19 protein-coding genes and 1 tRNA gene are annotated in these 25,008 nt (G+C 47.4%); 11 read left to right on the top strand and 9 right to left on the bottom strand.

Features of this window, described 5'->3' with window-relative positions; translation table 11 throughout:
- Nucleotides 1–2: 2 nt before the first annotated feature.
- The 8 genes from fliG to CWE09_RS11605 all read right to left on the bottom strand — a co-directional run bounded on the left by fliG (nucleotide 3) and on the right by CWE09_RS11605 (nucleotide 8,348).
- A complete protein-coding gene (gene fliG, locus CWE09_RS11640) occupies nucleotides 3–1,073 on the bottom strand; it encodes a flagellar motor switch protein FliG (protein ID WP_126804248.1) in 1,071 nt (356 codons plus the stop codon).
- Nucleotides 1,066–2,784 (bottom strand): flagellar basal-body MS-ring/collar protein FliF, encoded by a 1,719-nt coding sequence (fliF, locus tag CWE09_RS11635; protein WP_126804207.1) that lies wholly within the window; start codon nucleotides 2,782–2,784, stop codon nucleotides 1,066–1,068. Before fliF ends, fliG begins: the two co-directional genes overlap by 8 nt.
- A 30-nt stretch (nucleotides 2,785–2,814) precedes the next feature.
- Nucleotides 2,815–3,162, bottom strand: a complete 348-nt coding sequence (gene fliE, locus CWE09_RS11630; RefSeq protein ID WP_126804206.1) for a flagellar hook-basal body complex protein FliE — start codon at nucleotides 3,160–3,162, stop codon at nucleotides 2,815–2,817.
- A gap of 100 nt (nucleotides 3,163–3,262) precedes the next feature.
- Nucleotides 3,263–4,618: a sigma-54-dependent transcriptional regulator gene (locus CWE09_RS11625; RefSeq protein ID WP_126804205.1), complete on the bottom strand. Its 1,356-nt coding sequence runs from the start codon at nucleotides 4,616–4,618 to the stop codon at nucleotides 3,263–3,265.
- Complete coding sequence (locus CWE09_RS11620) at nucleotides 4,611–5,627, bottom strand: sensor histidine kinase (protein ID WP_126804204.1); 1,017 nt, start codon at nucleotides 5,625–5,627, stop codon at nucleotides 4,611–4,613. Before CWE09_RS11620 ends, CWE09_RS11625 begins: the two co-directional genes overlap by 8 nt.
- Before the next feature lie 72 nt (nucleotides 5,628–5,699).
- The gene (locus CWE09_RS11615) at nucleotides 5,700–7,160 is read right to left on the bottom strand and encodes a sigma-54 dependent transcriptional regulator (protein WP_126804203.1); all 1,461 of its coding nucleotides are present in this window, start codon (nucleotides 7,158–7,160) and stop codon (nucleotides 5,700–5,702) included.
- Between the two features lie 37 nt (nucleotides 7,161–7,197).
- On the bottom strand, nucleotides 7,198–7,725 hold the full coding sequence (locus CWE09_RS11610) for a DUF1285 domain-containing protein (RefSeq protein ID WP_126804202.1): 528 nt from the start codon (nucleotides 7,723–7,725) through the stop codon (nucleotides 7,198–7,200).
- A complete protein-coding gene (locus CWE09_RS11605) occupies nucleotides 7,725–8,348 on the bottom strand; it encodes a LuxR C-terminal-related transcriptional regulator (protein ID WP_126804201.1) in 624 nt (207 codons plus the stop codon). Before CWE09_RS11605 ends, CWE09_RS11610 begins: the two co-directional genes overlap by 1 nt.
- 413 nt (nucleotides 8,349–8,761) lie before the next feature.
- On the opposite strand from CWE09_RS11605, the gene CWE09_RS11600 reads away from it, so the two are divergent.
- From CWE09_RS11600 to pdxH, 3 genes are read left to right on the top strand one after another with little or no spacing between them, the layout of a single operon-like run.
- Complete coding sequence (locus CWE09_RS11600; protein ID WP_241974366.1) at nucleotides 8,762–10,483, top strand: amidohydrolase; 1,722 nt, start codon at nucleotides 8,762–8,764, stop codon at nucleotides 10,481–10,483.
- A 26-nt stretch (nucleotides 10,484–10,509) separates the two neighbouring features.
- On the top strand, nucleotides 10,510–11,463 hold the full coding sequence (locus CWE09_RS11595) for a DUF3369 domain-containing protein (protein WP_126804200.1): 954 nt from the start codon (nucleotides 10,510–10,512) through the stop codon (nucleotides 11,461–11,463).
- Between the two features lie 5 nt (nucleotides 11,464–11,468).
- Nucleotides 11,469–12,113, top strand: coding sequence for a pyridoxamine 5'-phosphate oxidase (pdxH, locus tag CWE09_RS11590; protein WP_126804199.1), 645 nt, complete (start codon nucleotides 11,469–11,471; stop codon nucleotides 12,111–12,113).
- Nucleotides 12,114–12,122: 9 nt separating this feature from the next.
- Here pdxH and CWE09_RS11585 read toward each other — a convergent pair whose 3' ends face one another.
- Nucleotides 12,123–13,175 carry an Ldh family oxidoreductase gene (locus CWE09_RS11585; RefSeq protein ID WP_126804198.1) on the bottom strand — a complete coding sequence of 351 codons (1,053 nt, stop codon included), beginning with the start codon at nucleotides 13,173–13,175 and terminating at the stop codon, nucleotides 12,123–12,125.
- Nucleotides 13,176–13,295: 120 nt separating this feature from the next.
- Here CWE09_RS11585 and CWE09_RS11580 point away from each other — a divergent pair, with 120 nt between their 5' ends.
- The 8 genes from CWE09_RS11580 (at nucleotide 13,296) to CWE09_RS11545 (ending at nucleotide 24,909) form a co-directional block, all read left to right on the top strand.
- A complete protein-coding gene (locus CWE09_RS11580) occupies nucleotides 13,296–14,309 on the top strand; it encodes an ATP-dependent 6-phosphofructokinase (RefSeq protein WP_126804197.1) in 1,014 nt (337 codons plus the stop codon).
- A gap of 41 nt (nucleotides 14,310–14,350) precedes the next feature.
- Nucleotides 14,351–15,271, top strand: a complete 921-nt coding sequence (gene speB, locus CWE09_RS11575) for an agmatinase (RefSeq protein WP_241974365.1) — start codon at nucleotides 14,351–14,353, stop codon at nucleotides 15,269–15,271.
- Nucleotides 15,268–17,181 carry a biosynthetic arginine decarboxylase gene (speA, locus tag CWE09_RS11570; protein ID WP_126804196.1) on the top strand — a complete coding sequence of 638 codons (1,914 nt, stop codon included), beginning with the start codon at nucleotides 15,268–15,270 and terminating at the stop codon, nucleotides 17,179–17,181. Before speB ends, speA begins: the two co-directional genes overlap by 4 nt.
- Nucleotides 17,182–17,267: 86 nt before the next feature.
- Nucleotides 17,268–17,343: transfer RNA gene (locus tag CWE09_RS11565), tRNA-Phe, on the top strand.
- 736 nt (nucleotides 17,344–18,079) lie between these two features.
- Complete coding sequence (locus CWE09_RS11560) at nucleotides 18,080–19,531, top strand: sensor histidine kinase (protein WP_198679776.1); 1,452 nt, start codon at nucleotides 18,080–18,082, stop codon at nucleotides 19,529–19,531.
- A gap of 23 nt (nucleotides 19,532–19,554) precedes the next feature.
- On the top strand, nucleotides 19,555–22,878 hold the full coding sequence (locus tag CWE09_RS11555; protein WP_126804194.1) for a PAS domain S-box protein: 3,324 nt from the start codon (nucleotides 19,555–19,557) through the stop codon (nucleotides 22,876–22,878).
- A complete protein-coding gene (locus CWE09_RS11550) occupies nucleotides 22,875–23,264 on the top strand; it encodes a response regulator (RefSeq protein ID WP_126804193.1) in 390 nt (129 codons plus the stop codon). The genes CWE09_RS11555 and CWE09_RS11550 overlap by 4 nt, the downstream gene beginning before the upstream one ends.
- The gene (locus tag CWE09_RS11545) at nucleotides 23,257–24,909 is read left to right on the top strand and encodes a diguanylate cyclase (protein ID WP_126804192.1); all 1,653 of its coding nucleotides are present in this window, start codon (nucleotides 23,257–23,259) and stop codon (nucleotides 24,907–24,909) included. The genes CWE09_RS11550 and CWE09_RS11545 overlap by 8 nt, the downstream gene beginning before the upstream one ends.
- Nucleotides 24,910–25,008: the final 99 nt, after the last annotated feature.

Below are 25,008 nucleotides of genomic sequence, written 5' to 3'. Positions count from 1 at the left end.
TGTTAGAACAAGAATTCATCATTAGTGCCACCACCCAACATGATTTCGCCTGAATCAGCCAGGCGTCGGGCTATAGCAAGTATATCTTTTTGTGCAGTTTCTACATCGCCAATACGCACTGGACCCATAGCTTCCAGATCGTCCTGCAGCAGTTCAGCTGCACGTTTTGACATATTGCGGAATATTTTTTCTTTCAGCTTGTCATCAGTGCCTTTAAGCGCTTTTTGCAAGACTTCGCCTTCCACTTCACGCAGCAAAGTCTGAATACCACGGTCGTCGACATCGATAAGGTTTTCGAAAACAAACATCAGATCCTGAATCTGCTGACTCATCTCTTCGTCCTGCTCGCGGATAGAATCCATTAGCGGGCCTTCGACACTGGTATCCAGATAGTTCATGATATTCGCAGCTGCTTTCAGGCCGCCCATTTTGGCTGCCTGCGCACCCGACTGACCGGCGAACTGCTTCTCCATGATTTCGTTTAATTCCTGCAACGCTGCTGGTTGAACTTCTTCCAGGTTGGCAATACGCATCATTAAGTCCAGGCGAACTTTCTCGGTAAACTGGGCCATGATTTCGGCAGATTGTTCAGGGTCCAGATAGGACAAGACAATTGTCTGAATCTGCGGATGTTCATTGCGAATGAGGGTTGCGACCTGCTTAGAATCCATCCATTTAAGAGAGTCCAGACCTTTAGCACCGCTGCCCATAACAATCTGTTCAATAAGATTGCCGGCTTTGTCTTCACCCAGAGCCGCGGTAAGTGCTTTACGCACAAACTCTTCACTCTTGAAGCCAATGGTGGTGAATTCCTGGATTTCTTCCAGGAACAGGCTGTGCACGGCATTGACCTTTTCCTGGCTGAAGTCTTCAAGACTCGCCATAGCCATACCTACCCGCTGCACCTGTTTAGGTTCCAGGTGTTTCAGAATTTGCGCCGCATCTTCTTCAGACAGGCTCAACAGCAAAATGGCAGCTTTTTCGACACCACTTAGTTTATGAACATCAAAGGCGGCATCATCATCAATTTGCGCCAGAGTGCGTCTTTTTGTTTTAGCTTCTGCTTCAGACATCTTCATTCAACCATGCTTTTACAACCTGAGAAGAAAGCTCAGGTTCGTTGGCAACCAGGGCACGTACTGCTTTTAATAAATCTTCATCTTTATGCAGATCGGGCAACTGTAGCGTACCATCCGGTGAGAAACCTATCGAATCGCCATCAAACTGTTCGGTCAGCATGTCAATAGTTTCGTCGCCCAGATCCTCATCCCGCGCCAGTAATTCATCAATACCATCATCTGCGCTTTCATCCGGATAGATAAGCTTACGCAGCATTGGTCGTACTACAGTAATAATCAATACCGATATAACCAACACGCCGGCCACTAGACGCATCAAACGCCAGAACCAGGGTTCTTCCCACCATGGGGCACGTGCTTCATCAAATAAAGGCGAGCGAATGAAAGGGAACGCGACCACTTCCAGAGAGTCACCTCTATTCATATTAAAGCCCAGGCCGCCCTGCAACATACGGCGGAGGTCAGCTAACTCTTCCTGCGTAAAGGGTTCCTGTACGGTCTCCCCTTCAGCGTTAGTCACATCCCGGAAATCCAGTGCTACAGAGACACTTAAGCGCTGCAATACGCCGCTTTGCTGGCGCGTATGGCTAATAGTCTGATCTAATTCATAATTACGGGTCCGTTCCCGGTGATTACGACCGGGCACTGGCGCGCCCGCCATTCCAGGCCCCACTTCTTCAGGAATATCAGAATCCAGTGGCGGCTGATTACTCAGCGCTCCGGGGATACCTCCAATACCACCGCCAATCGTATTATCTTCGATTAGCATTTCACTGCGGATAGCCGGCAAGTCTGGATTAAAAGTGCGTTGAGTCTGCTCTACCGAAGTGAAGTCCATAGTCACATCGACCTGGGACGTATAGTTACCATAACCGACAACAGGCGACAGAATATTGTCAATTTTATCCAGGTACTCCTGTTCACGCTGTCGTTCAATCTCATATTCGCGTCGTGCCTGAGCAGAAAGTTCAGTACGTGAACCAGAATGCAGCAATTTACCATTCTGGTCAGTCACTGTGACCTGATTAGGAGTCAGTTGCGGAACAGCCGAAGCTACTAAGTCGACGATTGAGTCGATTTCTTCACGGCCTAACTGAGGACGCCGCGTATTCACCATGACACTGGCACTGGGTTGCCGTTCGCGACGGGCAAATACATTTTCACGAGGTACCGCCAGTAAAACCCGGGCTTTACTGATCGACTGCATATCTTCAATAGTGCGAGCCAGTTGTTGCTCACGGGAGTATTTTAAACGTTCAGTTTCCAGTCGCTGGCTGACGCCAAAACCAGGATCCTGCATCAGAAAATCATCACCACCAGAGCGGTGTGCAGGGCCCATACCCTGGCGGGTCATTTGCAGGCGTATATCACTGTAGGCTGACTCACGTACATAAACCGTGTTGCCTTCAACACGGTAGTCATGTCGATTAGCATCCAGGAAATCCAGAGTTTCGACCAGCTCAGCTGTTTCCAGTTCGCCAAGCGGGCGATAATCGGGTTCCTGTACCCAGATCATAATGAAAACTGCGATCGCCAGACAAATGGCCAGCGCAACGACAATAATAATCTGACGTAATACGTCGAAATTACCCAGCCCGCTTAAGAAACCAGATTTCTGTTCTTCGCCGGATGAGCTGTCTTTATTAGAGTCTTTGCTGGCAGGAAAGTCCTGCTTTGAAGCCACCAGGTCAGTGGATTCTGCCATGATTTATACTCCTGCTTTGAATAGGCTGGTTTACACCGGCATATTCATAATCTTTTCATAGGCGTCCACAACCTTGTTGCGCACTTGCACACCAGCCTCAAAGGCGATGCTGGATTTTTGTGCCGCGATCATAGCCTCAGCCAATGATACACTGCTGTCACCCATTTCAACCCGGGTCTGCAAGTCACGAGCATCCGTTTGCAACTCATTAATGTTATCAATCGCCGATTTAAGCATACCGCCAAAATCGGACTGGGTTTGATTCGTCTCATTAACACGATTCAGCTGATTCATGCGGTCCAGCTGCTGAGCTTCAGGACGCATTTCAGAGAGCATGCTCTGCATTTCGCTGTAAAGATGATTGCTTTTAACGTTCATTGGTTTCCCCCAAAAGCGTCGCCTGGCGTCAATTTTTAGGCGCGCGCCCTGTAAATCTTCCGTAAAGATATTCTATGCAAAGAAAGCGCCAACTTTTATTCTATGGCAACTCTATCCCTTGTTCGCGCATCTGAGCTAATTTATAACGCAAGGTTCTGGCGCTGATACCCAGATTCTCGGCAACATCTTTACGTTTGCCGTTACAACGTTTCAACATATCCAGAATAATCTGTTGTTCCTGCTGTTTTAATTCACTACCCAGGCGTTCCGGTGTGCCATCATCCAATTCAGGCGCACTTTCCACACTAGCTTCAGTTGCTGCAGCAAAACCATCGTCCAGTAATAAGTCGTCAGCGCTGACCTGCCCATCCGAATGCAAGATCAACGCACGCTGAATTACGTTCTCCAGTTCACGCACATTTCCCGGCCAATTGTATTCCTGCATTTTGCGCTTAGCGCAGTCGGTAAAGGTTGGTGTGACCTGACTATTCCGTTCACAGTGCCGATTAAGTAAATGTTCAGCCAAAGGTAAAATATCACCAGCGCGATCCTGCAACGGACGCCAGTTTAACGGGAACACATTCAAACGATAATATAAATCTTCGCGAAATACGCCGTCAGCAACCGCCGCTTTAAGGTCTCTATTGCTAGTGGCTATAATCCGTACATCCAGTTCAATAGTTTTGCGCCCACCCAGGCGTTCTACCTGACGTTCCTGTAAAACACGCAATAACTTAGATTGCAGGCTTAAATCCATTTCAGTGATTTCATCCAATAGCAGGGTGCCACCCTGGGCCTGCTCAAACTTACCTGGATTAGCCTGTATAGCTCCGGTAAAAGCACCTTTCTCATAACCAAACAGGGTTGATTCCAGCATGTTTTCAGGAATCGCGGCACAGTTAATGGCCACAAAAGGTCCGTCACTACGCGTCGACTGTTGGTGAATATATTGAGCCAGCACCTCTTTACCCGACCCGCTCGGGCCTGTCACCATTACTGTTGCTTCGGTATTTGCGACTCGTCTTGCCAGCTTCAGCATTTGTTCACTGTTACTATCACCAACCACCGGCTGACCACTGGTGACTGACTTAGCGGGTAAATAGCGATTAACTAACTCTAACAAACGCTCGGTGGAAAAAGGTTTACTGAGGTAGTCCAGTGCGCCAGCGCGCATGGCTGTTACCGCATCATCAACTTTGGCATATGCGGTCATCATCAGTGTAGGAATCACTAAGCCCTGGCGTTGCATGCTGTTCAGCAACTGCAATCCGCTTAATCCAGGCATCTGAACGTCACTGATCACCATATCGACGACTTCCTGCTTCAGGCTCAATAAAGCATCTTCAGCAGAATCAGCAGTCAGACACTGGAAGCCATTCAGTTCCAGTGTATCCACAATAGCTTCCTGTAGATTTTTATCATCTTCCACAATCAGGATTTGGCGCTCATCATTCATGCTTATTATTCCCCCGGTAAACCGGCAACGCTAGCGTAAAAATAGTACCCCGACCAACTTCGCTATCCACTCTGATGCTTCCCTGATGAGCTTTGGCGACTGTTTTAACCACAGCCAGACCCAGCCCGGTGCCCTGTGATTTGCGAGTGAAAAACGGGGTGAAAATATGTTCCAGATCTTTTTTATCTATACCGGGGCCGTTATCCAGCACCTGAATAAAAAGCTGTTCTTCATTAAGACTTGCAGCTATACCTACCCGACTATTCTTAGGGCAGGCTTGCAACGCGTTCATAACCAGGTTTTGAATAGCGCTCGTCAAAGCCGACATATTGCCAATAAATTCAGCATCTTCATCTGCGATTACGACTTCCAGTTGAATACTTTCACGCTGTGCTAATGGTTCTACTTGTTCCGCTACTTCGCGAACAACATCATTCAAAAATAAGTGCTCAACAGGTAATTGCTCGCCACTTTTAGCAAATAGCAACATGTCATTCACCTGTTGCTCCAAGTCCTGTAATCGGTCAGTTAGTTTACGACTGAATTTTTCACGTTGCGCTGAAGGCAATTTATCGCGACGCAGGTTTTCTGCGTATAACATAGCCGCTGACAAAGGAGTTCGAATCTGGTGTGCCAGCGAAGCAACCATCCGGCCCATCGCTGATAAACGCTGCATCTGGCCTACTCTGGCCTGCAACGCCCGAGTCTCTGACATGTCAGTAATAACAATTAGTTGACCAGGATCTGGCTGCAAAGAGGAAATATCCAGGCGCACCCGTTGACCTGAAACCAACGAAACTTCATGGCCATCATCTTCACGCGGGGAAAAGGCTGAACTAATCACATCCCGCCACAACTCACCGTTCAGTTGCTGACCAAGTAAGCGCTCAGCGGCGGGGTTTGCAGAGCTAATAACCCCTCGGGAATCGAGCATAAGCACCCCATTTGGCATAGCTGCCAAAACAGAGTCCATTTGCACCTTTTGCGCCACTGCAGCCGCTTGCGTCATAAAACCATCCTTTACTGCCAACAGCGGGAGTTATGCAATGGCTATGCCATCAAATTTGCGCTTTCTTAACAATTAATTACGCTTTAATTCGTATTTGCGCATTTTTTCCACCAGCGTGGTTCTTCGCATTCCTAAAAGTTCGGCCGCCCTTGCTACAATCCAGTCCTGTTGCTCCAGCGCCTGACGAATAAGATCCACTTCAAGTTCACCCAGCAGACTTTTTAAATCCACTCCTTCCGGAGGCAACTGAGTCATCACACCTGGCTTGTCTTCACCAGGGTAAAGCACATTGTCGAGCGTTTCTTCATCATCCGAAAAAATCGCCGTCAAGGCATCCCGTTCGTGAATCTCTTCCGGGTATTCCGGAATAAACTGAGGACTATCAACGTGGCGGTATTTGACTGGCAAATCATGTACGTCAATAACACCGTCAGGATGAGTGATGCTCATACGTTCGATAAGATTAGCCAGTTCCCGAACATTACCCGGCCAGTTGTGTTCCGCCAGAGAGGCTATCGCCGACTCGGTAAATTTAAGACGTATGCCCTGTTCTGTCGCCAGTCTGCGTAATAATTCACGAACCAGTAATGGAATATCTTCCCTACGCTCACGCAAAGAGGGCACTTCAACCGGGAATACATTCAGACGATAGTATAAATCTTCACGGAACTGGCCATGCTTGATCATGGTATCCAGTTTACGGTGTGTCGCTGCAACAATTCGCACATCGGCCACGATTTGTTTACTACCGCCGACTCGTTCAAAAACCCGTTCCTGCAGAACACGTAGAAGTTTAACCTGCATTGGCATTGGCATATCACCAATTTCATCAAGGAATAAAGTGCCGCCCTCGGCCATTTCAAAACGACCTTTTCGGGTGCTGATAGCGCCGGTAAAAGCACCTTTCTCATGGCCAAATAATTCGCTTTCGAGCAAATCACCGGGGATAGCACCGCAGTTAACAGGTACAAAGGGACCTTCATAACGAGAAGACAAATCATGAATGGCTCGCGCGGTAACTTCCTTACCGGTACCTGATTCACCCAATATCAGTACATTAGCATTGGTACTGGCCACCTGAGTGATCAGCGTGCGAACCTCTTCAATTCCCTGGCTGTGCCCCACCAGGTTTCGCATCAAATCCTGCTGGTGTAGGGTCTGTCCGTTCGACAATTGATGTTGAGGGCGCTGACGATGGTACTCCTGACAATAATGCAGCATCTGGGTAAGTTCGGAATAACTGACACCATCGGGAATCTGCCCCAGCGCATTCGCACAATCCAATATGCTCTCATGCTGCTCTGGAGTGAGCAGGAAAGGGATAGTAGTATGTTCTTTAATCAGACTTTCTGCATCTACAGAAGTACCTGCGATAATACAGAAGGGTAACTTCTGCTGGCGTTTAAACACCTGTTCCAAGTCGCCAGCTGCAACCAGCAATGGCCGCTCACCCACGAACTCAAGCAAGGTTGCCAATTGCTGGCAACGCTTATCGGCTTCATCTACCAGATATATTGTCTTGTTATGTTGCATTTACAACCCCTGATAAGGCTCAATTGGCCTACCACCCCTAGGATTGCGGTCCTAACCAAAATCGGGCGTCACCACTTTGAAGATAATATCCTGCTTTTTCATCGTCTCTGGCTTCTTCAGCCAGAGCGGCCCATTGATAATACACGTTTCGGTGGACTCGCGCCAAAAAACCGTCACGGATTTCGACCGCTGGTAAAGAATCTACAATACGTAGGGGATGCTCATGAGACAAGATATAAACCTCACCGATATTAGTAACCAGTTGAATTAAATCAGGTTTATCCTCTGGGTTATGCCATTCAGTGACAATAAAAGGGCAATCTTCTACAACAATTCTGACTTTTTCTGCAGGCGTAATTAAATAATATTCGTCATTTTCCCGCCACAAAACACTAGCAAATAAACGCACCAATTCCACGCGCTTGATAGGAGACCCCTGATATAACCACTCCCCGTCTGCCGTAATACGAATGTCGATATCACCACAAAAGGGAGGGTCCCACTTTTCAACAGGTGCCCGGTATTGTTGCTGCAAACTATGAGTCAAATCTTTGAGGTCGATCATCAGGCGCTTAGTTTGTTCTGCCGTAACAGATACCACAAGGTAGCTTCGGTGCGGTTAGAGACTTTGATCGCCTTAAATATGGCTGACAAATGAACTCGGATTGTACCCTCTGTAATGCCCAGAATATTAGCAATTTCTTTATTCGAAAGACCTTGTGCAAGTAACTGCATAATTTCTTGTTGCCGAGGCGAAAGATGACGCTGTATGTCACTACGCACAGACTTACTACCTGATGAATCCTCAACCGGCAAATAGTCTTTACCCTGCAATAAACCATGAATAGCTAACTTCATTTGCTCAGCACTCGCACCTTTACAAAGGTAACTGCGCGCGCCCTGCACTATTGCTTGTCGAATGTCCGCATTATGTTGACGCCAGGTAAACAGAACCTGATGGCTTTGCGGTGCCAATGAATAGATACGTTGCACGATATCCCTATGCTCGATATCCGGTAAATCGAGTTCGGCAAAAATCATATCGTAGCTTTCACTACCAGAAAGGTAACTCTGTGCTACAGCGAAGGAATCCGCCTCGTATATGGCGACATTGTCACTATAACTGGTGAGCAAATGAATAAGCCCTGAACGTGTTAAAAACTGAGGGTCTATAATTAGAATTTTCATGCGATGCAATTCAGTCTGTTGTTATTATTGTAGTGTTTACCGCGTCATTGACACGATCCTTAACTTTCCGCATAGTGCCTGCTATACGATATTCATTATTAGTTTAACAAATATATTATACCAATGTTAGGGATCATGCGATTCACTTTACTTCTATTCGTACTATTAGTGACAGTGTCACTGTCCTGATTTAACTCCTCACAAAGCCGCACAACTAAGCCTTTCATCTCTTATGAGCAAAAAAAAAGCTGCGCTGACAAACAATAAATAGAGCAGACATTAAATTATACATTTGAATGTAAAGAACGGTAAAATGGCAGAACAATGACATTTTCAGGCAACCTCAGTAGTGGTTAGTATGCTTTGGAGCCCACCCGGGTACCTGCAAATTTGGACAAAACAGGATATAGTCGATGCAATCAATCACGAGAACTAAGACTTTGAGCATGAAGAACTGGCATTTAATAACCTACACAGGCGCCTTATTGGGACTTTTATTAAGTTCCAGCGCGATGGCTGCTGACCTTTACCATAATTTTACGGGTTACACTTTTAGCGGGAAACCAGGGGCCGAAGCGCAGTTTTCCAGTTTTTCCGTGTTGGTAGTAGAAGATGGAAAAGTAGTCGCTAAAGGCGATAAAGATCTGAAGCAGGACTATCCCGAGGCAACCTTACATAATTTGTATGGCCGTACCCTGCTACCCGGTTTAATTGACTCCCATGGTCACATCCAAACGCTGGGTGAAAACCTGATGCAGGTTGATTTACGTGGTATTAACAATCGCACAGCGACGGTAGCTAAAGTAGCCAACTATGCCGATTCACACCATGAACTGGAGTGGGTTATTGGTCGCGGCTGGAATCAAGAAATCTGGCCAACCCGCGAATATCCGAACCGTCAGGATTTGGATGATGTTATTTCTGATCGCCCGGTATGGTTGACTCGTGTTGACGCACACGCGGGCTGGGCAAATAGTAAAGCTCTGCAACTGGCTGGCATTACGGCAGACACCGAGGATCCAGACGGTGGCCAGATTATTCGCGACGCCGATGGCGAACCGACTGGCATTTTAATCGACGCCGCAATGCAACTGGTTCAGGACATCATGCCTGCCATCACTGACGAACAGCGGGCAGAAGCCGTTAAGCTGGCACAGGACCATATTCTGCAACTTGGTATCACTCATGTGCTGGATGCAGGTGTAAGCGCTAAAGGGCTGGAAAACTTCCGTCAAATGCATGCTGAGGGCACTCTTAATCTACGCGTAAACGCGATGATCTCAGGTTCCGATCCGGCTCTGACTGAGCTACTTGCTGAAGGTGTTTATCGCAGCGAGGATGATATACTGCGCATCGGCAATGTTAAGTTGTATGGTGATGGCGCTTTAGGTAGTCGAGGAGCCCGGCTAATAGAACCCTACACTGATGATGAAGAGAACCTGGGATTACTGATAACCCCCGAAGAACAGGTTGCAAAGCTGTTTCGCGAAGTTCATGAGGCTGGTTTTCAAATCAGTTATCACGCTATCGGCGACTATCCTAACCGCCTGGCACTGGACGAATTTGAAAAAATAACTGCCAACGATGACGAGCTAACCGATTTGAGCGCATTCCGTCACCGTATTGAGCACGCACAGATTGTGCAGGTAAAAGATATTCCGCGTTTTAAAACACTCGGAATAATTCCATCGATGCAGCCTACTCACGCAACCAGCGATATGAACATGGCAGAAGATCGTGTCGGCAATGAACGCATCGCCGGTGCCTACGCCTGGCGTAGCTTTCTTGACCAGGGCTCGATAATTGCAGCTGGCTCAGACTTCCCGGTAGAACTTACCAATCCATTTTATGGTTTACACGCTGCTGTTACTCGCCAGGACAGAAATAATGATCCTGTAGAAGGCTGGTATCCTGATCAAGCTATGACATTCGCTGAAGCGTTGCGCAGCTTCACACTGGACGCCGCTTACGCTGCTTTCATGGATGACAGTATTGGTACTTTGGAGGAAGGCAAATGGGCTGACTTTATTGTGCTGGATAAAGATCCTATGAAACTGGAGAGCAAAGACCTTTGGCGCATAAAAGTGCTATCGACATATATAGCGGGCGAGCGTGTACATCATAGCCCGAAATAAGTGTTACTACGAACTGAGGATTGGTTATGTCAGATGAATTTCTATTTGCTGAAGAAGATCCAGAAAACGCTTTAGCAGAAAATCAGCTGCCCTATCCAATCCTTATTGTTGATGATGACGAAGAAATTCATGTCATCACGCGTATGGCGCTAAACGATTTCAGACTCGACGGTCGCCCACTGGAGTTCGTATCAGCCTATTCAGGAGTTGAAGCTCAGCAATTGCTGCAAGAAAGAGATGACTTTGCACTGGTACTACTGGATGTGGTCATGGAAAACGACCATGCGGGTCTGGACGTCGCACGCTGGATTCGGGATACGCTGAAAAACCGGATGATTCGGATTGTACTCAGAACTGGTCAGCCAGGTCAGGCCCCCGAAGAAGAAATTATAGCCCGTTATGAAATCGATGATTACAAGGAAAAAACAGAGTTAACTTATCGCAAGCTGGTAACTCTTATGTACTGTAGCCTGCGTGCTTATCGCGAACTTCGCACTATTGAGGCAAACCGACAGGCGTTGGAAAGTATTATTGAAGCCTCCTCTGAGCTTTTTAGTGCTTCTTCTATCCGCCAACTCAGCCAGGGCATATTGCAACAACTGGTGGCGCTCATTACCCATGCAGATATGGCCGCATACTGCCAAATCGACAGTCTAACCGCCGAGCGGGAAGCTGATTCAGCTTACGAAATTATCGCTGCTACTGGTCACTATCAGCAAAATATAGGTCAACTATTACAGCAACAAATCCATAGCAGCGTAATCAAGGAACTCACTCAACGAAAACAATCCGTCTGTTTTATACTTCGTCGACATGTCTACTATGGTTTATACAGCACCTCAGCCGGCAATTACTACCTATTGTATATTGAAGGTATTAAGCAATTAAGTGATAGTGATCAAAAGCTACTTGAGCTTTTTATGAATAATACTGCGATAGCATTTGAACATGCCCAGCAGCATACTCAATCAGCCGGATAAGCAACATGAAAATTGATGATATACGACGTGAATATCAGCTGCAGAAATTACAACGAAAACAACTTTCTGATGACCCTGTTCTGCAGTTTGAAAGCTGGTTAAATCAGGCAAAGCTAGCTGAGCTCAGCGCCGATCCCACGGCTATGGTGGTAGCTACCGCTGATGTTCAGGGTAAAGTCAGCCAGCGCGTTGTGTTACTGAAAGCTTTTGATGAGCAAGGTTTTGTTTTTTATACCAACCTGAACAGTAAAAAAGCGCAACAAATAGAAACGAATGCTAACTGCAGCCTTCACTTTGCATGGTTGCCCCTGGAGCGCCAGATCACTATTGAAGGTAAAGCTGAGTACCTGAGTGAAGAGCATAACCAGGCATATTTTCACAGCCGCCCCCGTAGCAGCCAGATTGCTGCATGGGCTTCAGCTCAAAGCCAGCCCGTGGCGGATCGTCAGGCCTTAGATGCTCAGTATCAGGCGCGCGAAGAAGAGTTTGCCAACATGGATACTATACCTCTGCCTCCATTCTGGGGTGGGATCCTAATCCGACCTGAGTATATCGAGTTCTGGCAAGGGCGGGCTTCACGTCTACATGACCGCTTTGCTTATCAACTAGACAGCGAGCGAAACTGGAACATCCAGCGCCTGCAGCCATGAATTCTTGGCCTACAGGGGACCAGGCAGCTGTACATTAAACTCCTCAGCACACTGGGCCAACAACGTCAGAATACTATCATCCAGTTCAACTCCTGAGGCTAATTGTTGCTCACGCCGTTCTAAACTGCGCTGCCCTGGAATACGCACAGGGTTTTGCGGGTCAATCGGAGGACAGCGACGCGCTCGATCCAGCAACTCTTCAGTTACGTCATAAAAAGTTTCACTCTCACCAAAAGCGGCTGGGTCAAGAATCTGCACACATAAGGTATTGCTCTCACCATCAGAGCGGCCCTGCACCCGGCCATAATTCGCTAACGCCATAGTCCATATTTCGCTCATCAGGCATAAACCATAACCTTTGTATCCAAGATCAGCGCCTCCCAATGGTAAAATAGCCGCATCCTTTTGCTCAACGTAATCGGCCGGGTCACTCGATAATTTCCCGTCAGCTTTGATAATCGCAGGCCAGGGTAATTGTTGACCGCGCTCATAGGCCTGCTTTATTTTCCCGGCAGCTGTCATTGAAAAGCTGATGTCCAGCAACATTGGTTGTTCCCGTGTCGGTACGCCAATAGCAAAAGGATTGGGCGAAAATACGGCAGCTTTCCCCCCGTGAGGAGCCACGCTGCGCTGTGCGGGAGTGGATGCCATCAGGCTAATAACAAAACCCTGGTCGGTAGCAATACGCAAATAGGCCGCCAGACTGGCCACATGCTGGCAGCGGCGAACCACTATAGTTGCAGTACCAGCATGTCTGGCCTTATAGCAGGCTTCCTCAACCGCTTTTGCGGCTATGTAAGGGCCTGGTAAAAAATGCGCATCCCAGGTCGCTACAGCAGCTCTGTCTCTTATAATTTCGGGTTCTCCGTGACCGCGACTATGCTTATCGCGTAGTTGCGCTAAATTATAATACAGTCGCTTAATCCCATGCGTGTCAAAACCAAGCAAGTCACCTTCCAGCAGGTAAGTCGCACAGGCCTGCGCCACATCACTATCTGCCCCAGCATGTTCAAGGCAGGTATAGGCAAACTGCAGCAAGCTTGGATAACTGAATCTTTTCATTTTTTTCCCGTTTTGCGCAAACTGGCTGTAAAAACTAAGTGTAACTGCTAATTGGAGCTTGGTCAGCAGCACTGCTTTAGTTAAGCTGGTAAAAAGTAAATTAACAAACTAGGAACTTCGATGGAAAAAATAGCTGTCATCACCAGCGGTGGTGATGCTCCGGGAATGAATGCCTGTATTCGGGCGATTGTCATGACAGCGGATCAGAATGATCTTGAAGTTATAGGTTTTGGTCATGGTTACCGAGGCATTGTAGAAGACCTGAATCAACCCCTCAGACCTAACGACATGCGCCTGGTAAGCCAGCGCGGCGGTACCATTTTACTGAGCTCGCGTTTTCCTGAATTTAAACAGGACAAGATTGCTAAACAGGCGGCAACGGTGCTCGACCAACATGGTGTCGGTGCCCTGATTGTTATCGGTGGCGACGGTTCCTTTCGCGGCGCCAGCCATCTGGCCAGGTTCTGGCAGGGTCAGATTATTGGCATTCCAGGTACCATCGACAACGATTTAGCAGGTACAGATACCACCATTGGTTTTGCCACCGCTGTCGATACCGCCATGGAGGCTATTGATCGTATCCGGGAAACAGCAGAAGCCATGGCACGGGTATTTCTGATTGAAGTCATGGGCCGCCACGCTGGTTTCATTGGTTTGCACGCGGCTATAGCTGGCTCCGCTGAAGCCATGCTGGTGCCTGAACTGGAACCTCAGCCAAAGCTCGCTGATTTGGCTGATAACATACGGCGGGCTCGAAAAGCTTACCCGGATAGCAGCTATATTATTGTAGTTTCCGAGAATCTATGGCCAGGAGGTATTGACGAGCTTAGTCGGGCGCTGGGCCAGGCTACCGGTGTTACTTGTCACGCCGCGCCACTAGGTCACATTCAGCGTGGCGGAAGACCCAATGCTCAGGATCGCATTTTATCCATGCAATTAGGACAATCTGCAGTACATGCCATACTCGATGGTAGCAGGACTGTTATGATTGGCATTGAACAGGGTCACGTGGTCCAGGTTCCTTTGCATCTGACTTTTCAGCGAGACAAGCCGCTCGATCAAAGACTGGTTGACTTACAGCTTGGTCTACAGCAAATAAATTTTGCTTCAAATGATGCCCGTGAATCCGCATAATTGCGACCTCAGGTTAAAGTCATCAATAAAGGTATATTATTTTGTCGCACCCAATCGATTTTAACGTCAGTTTAAGCGAGCCGGTTCGGGCTTATTTTGGCGCTGATATTGCCCGTCAGTTGTACCCTGGCCACACCCATATTGTTGGTTTTGGTTTCGACGGCACAGCTTGCTTTCGTAAAGGCACCCGCCATGGACCTGATGGACTGCGTTCAATTTCAGAGGATATTGAAGCCTACTCGCCTTATCAGGATTATGATCTCGAGGATTTTACCTTTTATGACCTGGGCAACCTTGAGTTAGGCGATAAGGCCGATGTAGAAGCACAGTGGCAACATGCCTGCGATGATTTCAACCGCATTTTTAGCAAAGTCGACCTGGCAGCCGAGGATATTCGCATCATGACCCTGGGCGGGGAACATTCGGTTTCTTATGCCCCTATCGTTAAATACCTGCAACAATATCCAGATCTGGTTCTGTTACACCTGGATGCGCATGCTGATTTAAGAGACGGATTTGAGGGTTATCATTTCTCACATGCGTCTATTATACGTCGTGTACTGGACCATTTCGGGCCTGATCATGAGTTGATCCAATACGGCATTCGTTCTGGTACTCGTGAAGAATACCGCTGGATGCATGAAAATAAGACGGTACGCACCTCGCGCAAGGATTTTCTTGAGAGCGTAACGGCCATAGCCCGGGACCGCCCAATATACCTGACTCTGGATCTGGATTATTTTGACCCGTCATTTTTACCTGGCACCGGCACACCAGAGCCAGGCGGAGAAGATTTTCACTCCTTTGTCAGCCTTATAAAGTTGTTAGGTGAACGTAACCTGGTGGGATGCGACATTGTTGAGTTGTCGCCCAAAATAGATCCAACCGGCAATTCAGATGTGTTCGCCGCCAAAATTGCACGCGAACTGTTAATTACAATGCAAAAAGGACGTCAGGAATGAACGAGTGGAGCATTGACGACGCCGAAGAACTCTATGGCGTGAATCGCTGGGGTGCCGGTTATTATTCAATTGGTGAGAATGGCAATATTCAGGTTGCCCCCAATCACAGAGATCAGGAAGTCACTATCGATCTGAAAGAAGTGATTGAGGAAATGATTTCTGAAGGCATTCAGTTTCCTGCGGTTATTCGTTTTCTGGATATCCTGCGCTCACAGGTAGAAATTCTCAACGAAACCTTTCGCGATACTATCGAGCAGGCGGAATATAAAGGCCAGTATGTCGGCGTATATCCGGTAAAAGTTAACCAGATGCGGGAAGTGGTAGAAGAAATCATAGACGCCGGTGAACCCTATAACTATGGTCTTGAAGCGGGCTCTAAGCCTGAGCTAATGGCAGTCATGGCCTATAACGAAAACCCGGAAGCGCTGACCATACTGAACGGCTATAAAGACGAAGACTACCTGACATTAGGCCTGTTGGGCCGTCGTTTGCAACGCAAAATGATTGTCGTGATCGAAAAGTTCAGTGAGCTGGAAATGCTGATTGGCTTGTCGAAGAAGTTCGGTATCGAGCCCCTGATCGGTCTACGCAGCAAAATGATGGTGAAAAGCCAGGGTAAATGGGCCAGCTCCAGTGGTGAGCGTGCCAAATTTGGTCTGAGCATTGCTGAGATCCTGAATGCGATAGATTACCTGAAGCAAAATGACATGCTGCACACGGCGAAACTACTGCATTTTCATATCGGCAGTCAGCTTTCTGATATCCGTAAAATTAAAGAAGCGGTTACCGAAGGTGCTCGCCTCTACGCCAAGTTAGTACAATTAGGTGTTCCACTGGAATATCTGGACATAGGTGGTGGACTGGGTGTCGACTACGACGGTACCAGCTCTACTACCGACTCCTCGCGCAATTATTCTACTGAAGAGTACATAGCGGATGTCGTTTATGGCGTAAAACAGATTTGTGACCTGGAGAAAGTTCCCCACCCCAACCTGGTCAGTGAAAGTGGTCGTGCATTAACGGCTCACCACAGTATGGTGGTTACCAATGTAGTCGGCGAAATAAAAGCCGCAGGTACACCTTTCGATATCAAACCAGATGCCAGTGAGCATGTACTGGTTAGCAACATGCGTGAATTGATAGGTGAAGGCAACGACTTGCACCCGCAAGAGCGTTATAACGATGCCGCCAGTACGAAAGAAAGTGCTTATGAAGCCTTCAAACTCGGGGTTTTGGATTTACGTGAAATTGCCAAAATTGATGTCATGTACTGGCGAATTCTAAGTGACATTCACCAGGCGCTAGATACTGATAACTATGTTATTCAGGAACTGGAAGACCTGCAGAATGTACTGGCCAGCCAGTATCTGGCTAACTTTTCAGTATTTCAGTCCGCCGCCGATACCTGGGCCATAGGTCAGGTGCTTCCTATCGTGCCTGTAAGCCGTTTACATGAAGAACCTAAGGTCAGGGTGTCTATCGCGGACATCACCTGCGACAGCGACGGTAAGATCAATAATTACATCGAAGGCACTCAGGTGACTCCTAATATACCTATGCATGATTTACGCAAGGACGAGGGGTATCACATAGGTATGTTTCTAACCGGTGCTTATCAGGATGTTATGGGCGACATGCACAATTTATTTGGCCGCCTGACGGAAGTGCATGTTTTTTCACATGATGACGAAGACGGTGATTTTTATATCGAAGAAGTCGTTCCTGGTAATTCAGCGGCTAAAGTGCTGGAAACCATGCAATACAACACGGATTACATGGCTAAAGTGGTCAAAAAAGCCGTTGATAAGCAAATTCGAAAAGGCAATGTCGCGCCCCGGGAAGGGGTCCGCTGGACTGATTTTTATGAAAAGTGTTTACAGGGAAGCACCTATTTACGTACTGAAAAGTAGTAAAACGGGCATTTCCTGAGCAATCAAACGCAAAAGCCTAAAAAGCGGTTGACTTGAAAGCCGGATTTGCGTTTAATTGCACCCACGCCCGGATAGCTCAGTCGGTAGAGCAGAGGATTGAAAATCCTCGTGTCGGTGGTTCGATTCCGCCTCCGGGCACCATATTAAGGAAGCCTGTCCATACGGACAGGCTTTTTTGTTTGTGCCCCGGCGTCATCTTCGATTATTCGCCACATCCATGTGGCTCTCCCCTTCGGGGTCCACGTCGCTTCGCGCCGTGCCTCCAAATCGTTCCCGACGATTTGGTCCGCCTCCGGGCACCATTATTAAATGAGAAACCCGCCTCTTGGCGGGTTTTCTTTTTTGTGCCCTCGAAACGCTACCACGGCAGGTGGAACCTGCCCTACCGTCACTGCCAAATCTTGCGTAGGGCAGGCTCAGCCTGCCGGCCAGACCTGCCAATGCATGCCAACCGTCAACAGCCCCTTCCAACATCATGCACGCGGACCGCTACCACGGCAGGTGGAACCTGCCCTACCGTCACTGCCAAATTTCGCGTAGGGCAGGCTCAGCCTGCCGGCCAACCCCTTCCAACATCATGCACGCGGACCGCTACCAAGGCAGGTCGAACCTGCACTACGCTGCCTTTCCCAATTCCGCAGGGTTCAACAGCAGTCGTTGCAATGTGCTTTCAATTACTCAGCATTGGAAGTCACTCGCTTCCGCGTTGCTTCGTCAATTATTGCAAACAATATATACTTTACCCGCATGGTTTTTGTATACTCGAAAAACAGTCTCATAGCGATGCTAATTAATAATGAAATTTTTGCCGCTCGGCTTTATTCTCTTATTTACCCTATTAATAACCGAACTCCTTCTTTTCCCCTATAAGGTCTGGTTGAAAAGCAGCTACGAAAGTGAACTTCACCAGGTCGCTACAAATCTCAACAGCTTTATATTAAATGAGCTGAGCGAACCTATTTATATCTCCATTGGCATCAGCAGTTATATTCAAAGCCATAAAGGGAGTGTTAATAACGATGTTTTGTCGGGCTGGCTTGAGTCACTTTTTAACTACACCAGCCATACTCGCAACATCGGTGTCGCCCCGGATAATGTTTTACAGTTTATTTTTCCACTCGAGGGTAACGAAGAAGCCATTGGCATAAATTACCAGGATATTCCAGACCAGTGGCCAGCGATAGAGCAGTTTATGATAACGGGTAAAAGCCAGTTTTTAGGCCCAATTACTCTAGTTCAGGGGGGCAAAGCTTTCGCATATCGGCATCCCATCTTTGTCGACGGTCATTACTGGGGCCTGGTCAGCACTATTATTGAAGCTAGCTCCATTCTTTCAAGCATTAAGCGCGAAGCTGAACTTTACGATGCAAGCATTCGCATTCGTAATTCCGAAGGTGAAACTTTCTATTCAAATGAAACAAAGACAGCCGATACTGCCCGTTATCGAGTGTCACAGGATGTCCCTTTACCCAACACTTCTTGGCAATTAGAAGCCGCTACATCAGGCTCACCAATTGCACTTTATTCTGCTCGTGTTGCATTAGCAGGGTTCTGGTTATTTATCTTAACTTCAAGTTATTGGCTTTATATAAACGTAAAATCCCGCAAATCAGAAAAACGTCGCGCGCAACAAATGAAGTCTCAATTTCTGGCGTCAGTCAGCCACGAGCTAAAAACCCCGCTTACTGTATTGCAAGGTTCTCTATCCTTATTGGGTCAACCCGGCCTTTCAACTGAAAAGCGTACCATCCTGGTTAATGCGGCCAATGAACATCAACAGCGCCTGAACCGCCTTATTTTAGATATTCTCGATTACAACCTTGCCATCAATCAGCTGCTCCCAATACAAATACAAACAGTCGAACTTATTTCCTTATTGCAAAATATAGCGGCAGAGTACGAGTCTAAATGTAAGCAATTGCGTATGCATTTTTCGATCAAGCTCCCCGAAGATGAAAGTTATAAACTACGTACTGATTCGCAACGACTGGAACAAGTTTTACGTCATTTATTAGATAACGCCGCCAAGTTTTGTAGCGCAGACGACAGCGTTGAATTGAGCTTAATAATTAACGATAAAATTGCGATAAGCATTACCGATACCGGTCCAGGCATACCCAAACAATTTATTTCTTCAGACGCTGAGCATTTTAGTCAGCATGATAGCAGTGATACCCGACAACAAGGTGGCACTGGATTGGGGTTAGCATTATGCAAAGAGGTTATCGCATTGCTTGATGGCCAATTACTTATAGAAAGTGACTCAGCCAAGGGTACCCGAGTGACTATAAGCTGGCCGAATAAAGACTGGCACAGTAAAAAACCGTAGATACGAATAAGAAGGTGAGTTCAATGATAACTTCTGACAAAGAACAACAACGGCTGCAAGCCTTATGGGACTCTGAGCTTTTAGATTCATCTGCGGAGCAGCGCTTCGACAGAATCACCCGCTTAGCACAACAAGTCTTTGACGTCCCTATCGCATTGATTAGCCTGGTTGATGATTACCGGCAATGGTTTAAATCTAAACAGGGGCTTGATGTATGTGAAACCCCTAGAGAATACGCCTTTTGCAAGTACCCTGTCGACTCAGGTGAGCCACTGATTGTTAACAACGCATCTGAACATCCAGATTTCATCAATAATCCTCTGGTCACTGGTGAGCCTCATATTCGCTTTTACGCTGGGGTTCCGATCCACTCCCCGGAAGGGCATGTCTTAGGTACTTTATGCGTTATTGACACCAAGCCGCGGGATCTTGACCAGCCACAACTGGATTTTTTGACCGACCTTGCTCACTCAGTAGAAAGTTTAGTGGCTGCCGACGCCCTGAAACTGCAACTTACAGAGCTACAAACTTTACGCACCGAGGCTGCGTATCAGGCCTCCCTTAATCAGGCAAAAGCTGATCTTGCTATTCAGGTACAGATGAACAACTTCCCTCTGAACGAGCAATTCAAGCTTATTGTTAAAACCTGCTGTGAAGCGCTCGATACCGAAACAGCCAGTATCTGGTTAAAACAAGACGAGGATACAATAGAATGCAACGGCCAGTACGAGCGGCTCAGTGACACCTATTCCAGTGGTGTAACGCTGGCTATGCAAGACCAACCAGAATACTGGCAATATTTAAAGGCAAACAGTGAAGTGGTCGCCGCAGATGTTACCCAACATGCGGTGCTTGATTCATTGGTCAAGGATTATCTAGCACCGCAACAAGTTTTGTCTTTGCTGGACGTGCTGATCAGAGATGAATCGGGCTTTGAGGGTTGTCTGTGTATAGAGTCGCGCACCCAACGACGCAGCTGGAGTCCGATTGAAGTAATTTTTGCCCACGACATTGCAAGCCTTATTAGCAAGCTGCAGGCGGTGCATCGCCAGCAAAAAGTTGCTGAGCAGTCCGCAGCACTGGCCTCAACCCTGAGCGCGGTAATGGAGGCCGCCGTTGATGTGGCAATAATTGCCACCGCCTCTGACGGCACTATTCGTATTTTTAACCGCGGTGCACAGAATATGCTTGGTTATAGCGAGTCAGAGGTGTTAACGAAAGAAACACCCTTGTTATTTCACGACGTCGCTGAATTAACGTCTGTTGCAGAAAACCTGCAATTACCCATTACAAATGGCCCTTCGTTTGAGTTCTTCCAGTATGCAGTTGACTCAGCTGAGCTCAGTCATCGGCACTGGACTTATGTGCGTAAAGACGGCTCTAAAATAAAAGTGCTACTGAAATTATCAAAAACCCATGATCAAGCCGGCAATGTCAGCGGGTATTTAGGGATAGCTCTGGATGTTACTGATGAATTAGCGGCTGAGAAAGAATCAACGGTTCAGCAGTCGCGCTTGCGTGCGTTGTTCGATTTGTCCCCGGTGGGTATTGCTTTAAATGACTTTAAAACAGGAAAGTTCCTGGACGGCAACGCTAAATTAGTAGAACCAAGTGGTTATACTGAAGAGCAGTTTAGGGAACTAAGCTACTTTGACCTGACACCGTCTGAATATTATGACAAAGAGCAGGAAATGCTTGAGTCAATGCTCAGTAAAGGGCGCTACGGACCTTTTGAAAAAGAGTATATTAGAAAAGACGGCACTCGCTATCCTGTGTTACTCAATGGTGTGGTAATAGAAGACCTTGAAGGGCAAAAACTCATCTGGTCTATCATTGAAGATATCAGTGAGCGTAAGGAACTGGAGGAAATGAAAAGTCAGTTTATTTCAACCGTCAGCCATGAATTACGCACCCCGCTCACCTCTGTTGCTGGTGCGCTTTCACTACTATTATCGGGCCGACTTGGTGAAATCAGCCCCAAAGCTCAATCTATGTTAACCATTGCAAATAACAATAGTAAGCGATTGGTGACCCTCATTAATGACTTACTTGACTTCGAAAAGCTAGCTTCCGGAAACATGCGCTTTGAGCTGGATTCCCATGCATTGGTTCCATTGGTGCAAAGTGCCATTGACGATAGTAGCACGTACGCCACACAGAAAAACATTCAGATTCAATTGAAAACCAGTGACCTTGAAGTCGATAAAACATATGTCAAGGTCGATGAAGAGCGCTTTCATCAAATCATGAACAACCTGTTATCTAATGCACTCAAGTTTTCCGCGGCTGATAGCTCCATAGATATCAATGTGGTCGGCCTGCCGGGTTTTGTCCGTGTCATGGTCACGGACCATGGCCTGGGCATTCCAGACGATTTCAAAGACAAAATATTTAAACGTTTCCAGCAGGCACGCGCATCTGACACCCGTGCCACCAACGGCACAGGCTTGGGCTTAGCCATCACTAAAGAACTTATCGAAGCCATGGGAGGGCAAATTGACTTTGTCTCTACCCCAGGCAAAGGAAGTTGTTTTTATTTTGACTTACCGCTCACTGTGCAGCACGAAGACGAACTCCATATCGTCAGTAAACCTATTATTACAGCCGACAGCTTACGCAATGCACTCGTAATAGAGGACGACCCTGACACCTGTGAAGTGCTGGCTGAGATTTACATTGGCCATGGCTTTCATGTGCAGACAGCGACAACCGTCAGTGTTGCCAGAGAAAGCATACATACCCAGGCATTTGAACTTATTAGCCTGGATTTAAATCTGCCCGACGGCAAAGGCCTCGACTTCCTGCACGAAATACGCGCCAGCGACCTTAATGCTGAGAGTAAAGTGATTATAATTTCCGGGCAGGAAATGAGTGGCAGTGCTCCTGAAAACTATCGCAGCGCAAGGCTCGACTGGTTACTCAAGCCGGTATCGGAAAGCATGCTGACCAAAGTTATTAATCGCATTGCTGGTAAAAAGGAAGCTTTTCATGTGCTTCACGTCGAGGACGACAATGATCTTAGTCAAGTGGTGAGCTCAATATTGGGAAATAATTTCAAAGTGACTCACGCTGCAACCTGCAAACTTGCGCGCAAGTTTATCCGCGAGTCCAAATTTGATGCAGTCTTGCTCGACGTTGGTTTACCGGACGGTAGTGGAACCAGACTTATTCCTGATATCAAAGCCAGTAATCCTGATGCAGCCATTATAATTTTATCTGGCCAGGATCTGAGCCACACCACCGCTTTTGAAATTCACAATGCACTTTTAAAGACAGATCTGCCGAGTATCGACCTACAGGAAACTCTTTATCAGGCACTTAAGCAACCAAAGAGGAACGAATTTTGAAGACTTCGCTAACTATTTTATACGCAGAAGACGACCAGGATATTCAAATGATCGCCTCAATGGCGCTTTCTGATATTGGCGGCTTTAAGGTTCACCTTTGCAATAACGGCGCTGAGGCCTTAGAACAGGTTCCTTCGGTACAACCTGATCTTATTCTACTCGATGTCATGATGCCTCAGATGGATGGTCCCTCGGCGTTAGTTGCTTTGCAACAGTCATTGGGCGACGAACTTCCTCCGGTCGTATTTATTACTGCAAAAGCCTCGTCTCAGGAAATTACCCGATTGATGAGCATGGGAGCGAGTGATGTCATCACAAAGCCCTTTGACCCGATGACGCTCGCCGATGATGTCATGAATTGCTGGAGGCAAGCCCAGCATGACTGAGTCAACTAAAAACAAGCTAGCCGCCATGCAGCGCAGCTACATTGAGCAACTTAAAGTAAGTTTACCGGTAGAGCTGGCTAAAGCCGAAAGCGCTGCGGATGTGGCACAACTTGCTAGCCTGAATCGTTATCTGCACAAACTTGCAGGGTCCGGCGGCAGCTTTGGTTTACCCCAAATTACAACTCTCAGCAGAGCCGCTGAGCATACCTTAAATGAAATAGGTGAAGATCCAGCAAAAATGACGCCTGAGCGTATGCTGCGCTTGCAAGAGTTACTCAGCGAACTTACAAAACATGTTGAGAGCATTGAACCCGAATCTGATACCAGCCCGTCGCCTATTAAGCCTAAAAGTGAAAAGCAACTCCATGCTGAAAGCGGCAGTGAAAAAGCGCCTTGCTTATGGCTGTTCGACGACGATAAAAGCCTGTTAAACAAACTTTCTGAGAAAATGGTCAGCTTCGGCTTTGACGTGCGAACATTCAGCCTCTTTTCTGAGCTTGAAACTGCATTAAGTTCCGGTGAGCCAGACTTTCTCATTGCTGACGTCAACCTTGGCGAAGGTCTTGATTTTTACCAGTATATGGAGCGCAGTTCAATCGAACTATCCTCGGCCGGGCTGATTATGCTGTCGTCATTTGATAATTTTTCAGCGCGCATCAAATCCGTCAGAGCAGGTGCCATTACCTACCTGCAAAAACCCGTTGATACAACCCGGTTAGCTAACCTGATTCGAGAATATCACCTCGGTAGTGATTTCAACCCAGAGCGCGTGCTACTGATAGACGATGACACAGAACTCGCAGAACTTTATAAAGCCCACCTCGAATCTGCGGGCATGAAAGTTGTTAACCTGACAGATCCAACCCAGGTCATCGCATCGATTCAGGAGCACAAGCCTGAGCTGGTTCTGATTGATTTATATATGCCCGAATATAGCGGCATGGAGGTTGCCTCCTTGATTCGGCAGTTCGATGCTTACGCGTCGATGCCGATCGTATATCTGTCATCTGAAGCAGATAATGTTCGCCAAACAGCCGCACTTGAAAAAGGCGCAGATGATTTCCTGACCAAGCCAATAAGTGCAGCATCATTAATAGCAGCCGTAAGACTGCGCATTAAAAGAGCCCGTCAACTGCAGGCTTTGATAAGTAAAGACAGCCTAACCGGACTACTAAAACACAGCTCCATCAAAGATGCCCTGAGTAATGAACTTTCGCGCGCCTATCGCAGTAAAGAAACCCTCTGCTCCTGTATGCTCGATATCGACCACTTTAAGCGCGTTAATGACAGCTACGGCCATGCGGTAGGTGACACCGTGATAGCCTCGTTAGCAACGCTACTTACTCAGCGCTTACGCCAGTCCGATCATGTCGGTCGCTATGGCGGCGAAGAATTTATGCTAGTAATGCCCGCTTGCCATCACGATGCAGCGCATTCGATACTAGATGACATTCGACAGCGATTCGCTGCTATTCAATTTATTGCCGGCAGTGAAGTCTTTAGCTGTAGCCTGTCGGCTGGATACGTGGTTGTGGTCCCGGATGATGAGCAATCACCCTCGGCCCAGGCAATAACAGAGCGCGCCGATGCCGCTTTGTATGAGTCTAAGAACAATGGCCGCAACAGGGTAACCCAAGCCCCTTAGGGCAGGGTTTATTCTCAGCTCATCCTGTGCGGTTCCGAGCGCGGGTTCTATTAAGCTTGATTGAGCGCGGAGAGTGGCTGAGGGCGTTGCGACTGGAGG

The sequence above is a fragment of the Aliidiomarina minuta genome, assembly GCF_003987145.1.
GTDB classification, from domain to species: domain Bacteria; phylum Pseudomonadota; class Gammaproteobacteria; order Enterobacterales; family Alteromonadaceae; genus Aliidiomarina; species Aliidiomarina minuta.
Note: the sequence above shows the minus strand (reverse complement) of the source record. Positions and strands in the feature narration are given on the sequence as shown.

Excerpts from the sequence above, each read along its gene's own strand:
- CWE09_RS11610 (WP_126804202.1), bottom strand. The coding sequence starts at position 7,725 with ATGATCGACCTCAAAGATTTGACTCATAGTTTGCAGCAACAATACCGG.
- CWE09_RS11600 (WP_241974366.1), top strand. The coding sequence starts at position 8,762 with ATGCAATCAATCACGAGAACTAAGACTTTGAGCATGAAGAACTGGCAT.
- CWE09_RS11620 (WP_126804204.1), bottom strand. The coding sequence starts at position 5,627 with ATGACGCAAGCGGCTGCAGTGGCGCAAAAGGTGCAAATGGACTCTGTT.
- CWE09_RS11615 (WP_126804203.1), bottom strand. The coding sequence starts at position 7,160 with ATGCAACATAACAAGACAATATATCTGGTAGATGAAGCCGATAAGCGT.
- CWE09_RS11595 (WP_126804200.1), top strand. The coding sequence starts at position 10,510 with ATGTCAGATGAATTTCTATTTGCTGAAGAAGATCCAGAAAACGCTTTA.
- CWE09_RS11545 (WP_126804192.1), top strand. The coding sequence starts at position 23,257 with ATGACTGAGTCAACTAAAAACAAGCTAGCCGCCATGCAGCGCAGCTAC.
- pdxH (WP_126804199.1), top strand. The coding sequence starts at position 11,469 with ATGAAAATTGATGATATACGACGTGAATATCAGCTGCAGAAATTACAA.
- fliE (WP_126804206.1), bottom strand. The coding sequence starts at position 3,162 with ATGAACGTTAAAAGCAATCATCTTTACAGCGAAATGCAGAGCATGCTC.
- CWE09_RS11580 (WP_126804197.1), top strand. The coding sequence starts at position 13,296 with ATGGAAAAAATAGCTGTCATCACCAGCGGTGGTGATGCTCCGGGAATG.
- speA (WP_126804196.1), top strand. The coding sequence starts at position 15,268 with ATGAACGAGTGGAGCATTGACGACGCCGAAGAACTCTATGGCGTGAAT.
- fliF (WP_126804207.1), bottom strand. The coding sequence starts at position 2,784 with ATGGCAGAATCCACTGACCTGGTGGCTTCAAAGCAGGACTTTCCTGCC.
- CWE09_RS11585 (WP_126804198.1), bottom strand. The coding sequence starts at position 13,175 with ATGAAAAGATTCAGTTATCCAAGCTTGCTGCAGTTTGCCTATACCTGC.
- CWE09_RS11555 (WP_126804194.1), top strand. The coding sequence starts at position 19,555 with ATGATAACTTCTGACAAAGAACAACAACGGCTGCAAGCCTTATGGGAC.
- CWE09_RS11625 (WP_126804205.1), bottom strand. The coding sequence starts at position 4,618 with ATGAATGATGAGCGCCAAATCCTGATTGTGGAAGATGATAAAAATCTA.
- fliG (WP_126804248.1), bottom strand. The coding sequence starts at position 1,073 with ATGTCTGAAGCAGAAGCTAAAACAAAAAGACGCACTCTGGCGCAAATT.
- CWE09_RS11605 (WP_126804201.1), bottom strand. The coding sequence starts at position 8,348 with ATGAAAATTCTAATTATAGACCCTCAGTTTTTAACACGTTCAGGGCTT.